General features: G+C 56.5%; 2 protein-coding genes and 1 pseudogene. All 3 read left to right on the plus strand.

The window, feature by feature from the left end:
• Positions 1 to 330 (plus strand): hypothetical protein (locus B4A77_RS07395; protein WP_290739634.1); only part of this gene is annotated, 330 nt, incomplete at its 5' end.
• A gap of 1 nt (position 331) precedes the next feature.
• On the plus strand, positions 332 to 2848 hold the full coding sequence (locus tag B4A77_RS07400) for a hypothetical protein (protein WP_290739637.1): 2517 nt from the start codon (positions 332 to 334) through the stop codon (positions 2846 to 2848).
• Between the two features lie 89 nt (positions 2849 to 2937).
• Positions 2938 to 3248: pseudogene (locus B4A77_RS07405) on the plus strand (hypothetical protein); the annotation flags it as partial.

Genomic DNA, 3248 nt, shown 5'->3' on the forward strand with positions numbered 1-3248 from the left:
GTTGCCGACATCGACTGTGCCGTCAGATACTACAGCGACACCAGTTTTTCCACGACCTCCCTCGAAGACCACCATCTGCTGCTTGCCGGGTTCCCGACCAGCTACGTGAAGGGTTCCAAGGTAAAAATTGCCTACGACCCCTATTTCGTCGCGACAACGCGCAGGGCGCTCCCGTCCATTGAAATCTGCATTGGCGGCAAATGCCAATCCATCGAGCGGAGTTCCGTCGCCGAATTCGAATTCGACTCGGCAGGGCCACAGCCTGTCACCGTAAACCTCCGTTCCGGAGACACAACCACGCAACAGATTCTCACGCTGGAGGTCAAGTAACATGAATCGACTGCTGAAATTCACCTCGGCCCTTGCGCTCTCGCTTTTCGCAAGTGCAAGCGCATCGCACCTGGACGCTTTCTTCATCAACACCGGCAACGAAAAGACGGATTGCATCTCGACCATGCCGACGGGCGGCTTCGGCTTCTGCATCGAAGCACAGGGCAAGCTCAGCTTTACCGCACGTGATGCCGATGTCCGCATCCGCATTATCGGTGGCATCGACGACGACGCGGCGATTTTGAAGAAAGCGCTCAGCCGCCCCTTCCTCATCATCGACGGAATCCACCTGAGCGTCGACGAGGAACGCACCCTGGACCAGCTCCAGGAAGAGACGGAACAGTTCGGCATCCCTAAAATCCTTACCGAACTGGGTTACACCCCTATCCTCGTACAGTTCTCACAGACCGTCCATACCTCGTTGCAGAAAAATTCGCAGACCTTTGCCGCCCTGCTCAAGTTCCTTGGAAATAACAAGGCCATCTCCTTCCCGAACAAGAAAGAAGACGGCTTCATCGTCCTCGGCATAAGCCAGGGAGGTATTATCGGGCGCTACGGATCCTACCTCTACGACACCTCGCGCAAGGCGGGCGATACACCCATCCGCCTCTACGCATCGCTCGATTCGCCCCACCAGGGAGCAGTGATGCCGCGCGGGCTCATCTCGACCATCGACTTCTGGGCGAACAAGGCGGGAGTCGCATCGGCAGAAGCGTTCAACGACCTCATCACCTCGCCGGGAGCACAGGATTTGCTGCTCTACGACACAGAGGCAGGGAACGGCACGTACGAAGCCAAGACGGACGCAGGGCGCTTCCTCTTCGGCGAATACCGCAAGGCCGCAAACTACAAGGGTTTCCCGGCCATTCTCATCGCGCAGGGGCAACTGAAGGGAAAATCGCCTAAGCACGCGACAACCTATTTCGCCCTGAACCGTTCGGCAAAACGCGGCAGCGAGCCGTGGGGTCGCGCCTCCAGCCGCATGATGGCCTCCGAAAGCAAGGATTCCGCATTCTCGCACAACCACGTCTACGAATTCCTGTCGCAGGACGAGACCTCGACACCGAAAGGAAACGCAAAATTCGATTTCATTCAGGGAAGCACATATCCCTTCGCAAGGACAATGTACACGTCGCTTCGCGAAGGCATGGAAGACGCCATCCCCGACGACATGAAATACGACATAAAGCTGTTCGGGGCTACACTCTACACCCTGAACTTCAAGAACTCCTGGGAAGCGGACACTCTCTACCAAGGGAGCAGCACGTTCATCCCGACAGCGAGCGCCATGGATTTGCAGTGCAACGGGGACCTCGCCATGCGTTCCGACTGCGCATTCAGCAAGTCGTATTCGGGATTCCCCTTCGAGAATCCGGGAAAGAACTCTACGGCGAAAGCTGTCTATGCCGTGGATGCGACGCATCCACGGTTCGAGGAGGCGACCAGCGGCCGCCACATCGAACCCGCCGTCCGTTCGGACGGCAGCATAGACAGAGCCGTGCTGGAGGGAATGCAGGCAGATGTATGGCGTTTGCTTTGCGAAGTCGCCAAGGCAGACTACGACAGTGCAAACCACGAGTTCAGAAACATGAAACTCACCGGGATGTTCCAGCCCCATACAAGCTGCATGGACGCTTCGAAAATGCCGGAAATCATCAAGAACGCGGGCGCATTACAGACAAAGAAGTTCGGGTTCATCCGCTACGACTACAACGACAAGGCAACCGAAAGCGACGATGAAGTCAAATTCACGCTTCCCTCCGGTTGGCAAAAAGTCGCAACCGTCGATAACGCCTACGACGTTCCCGAGGGCTCCGTATTTGAAATAGGCATCAAGGCGGAAAATTCCAAGGGCAACTGGATGAAGGCGGAAATCCTGCTGACCAAGCGCAAGGACGGCGGCGCACAGGTCCAGCTCGAAGAAGTGAATGTCCCGCAGGACGGTCAGTTCCACACTCTCCGCTGGCAGATGCCGAGCGTTCCCGGCGCCATGTCCAATTACCGCTGGTTCCGGCTCGTACTCAACTCCAACGGAGCGACGATGACCCTCACCAAGCCGAGGCTCATCACCTCGACCGTCGCAAATCTCGAAAAGCCATCCCCCATCGCGACAAGGACGCTTTTCCCCTCCAATTACGGAATCGTAAAATGGAGCCCGACGACCTCCATCACCTACAACGACAAGGCCGCCGCGTTCAGTTTCGCGGAACGCTATTCCGGAATCCACCTCGACTTCGGCGGGACATATTCCCTCGATGCCTACAGCGAACTGAAAGTAGAATACCGCGCCGGCACCTGCCTGCACAGCGAAATCTACTTCGGGACCGCCTCGAAGGGGAAAGTAAACCTCGGAAGCAACAATAGTTTGCAAAATGAATTTGTAAGCAAAATTTTACCCTTATCACAAATAGTCAATACGTCCGTAACCGCAAGCAACGGCTATTCCGCGTCACGCTTGACCTTGCAAGCGATGCGCGCAAACGAGACCTGCGAAATACGTTCAATTACGCTCCAGTAACGGCTATTGACACACATCCTCAATTAACATAACTTTTAGCAAACACATATGTACTACGCCGGGGGAAACCCCGGCCAAGGGATGTTACCATGAGAACAAACAAGACATTTAAGAAGTCGATTATCAGCGCGACCGGCAAACTCGCAGCAGGCATCGCCGCGGCCTTCGCACTGACCGGCTGCCTTCCGCCCCAGATGCAATCGATGGGTTCGGCGCCGCTTCCCGCTTACCACCAGCCGAAATCCACTCCGGATGGCGAAAAGCAGATTACCCTGTCTGCCGACGCCTACGGGACCTTCGCGGCTTCCGGATTCAACGTGGAGCAGGTGAACGCGGGCGGCGGAGCGCTCAGCCTCGAATTCCACCCCGCGGGGGCGATTTCCCCGCTGTTCGTGAACGC

This window comes from Fibrobacter sp. UBA3718, from assembly GCF_002371935.1.
GTDB lineage: Bacteria > Fibrobacterota > Fibrobacteria > Fibrobacterales > Fibrobacteraceae > Fibrobacter.

Coding starts and splice junctions, on each gene's coding strand:
- B4A77_RS07400 (WP_290739637.1), top strand. CDS start 332: ATGAATCGACTGCTGAAATTCACCTCGGCCCTTGCGCTCTCGCTTTTC.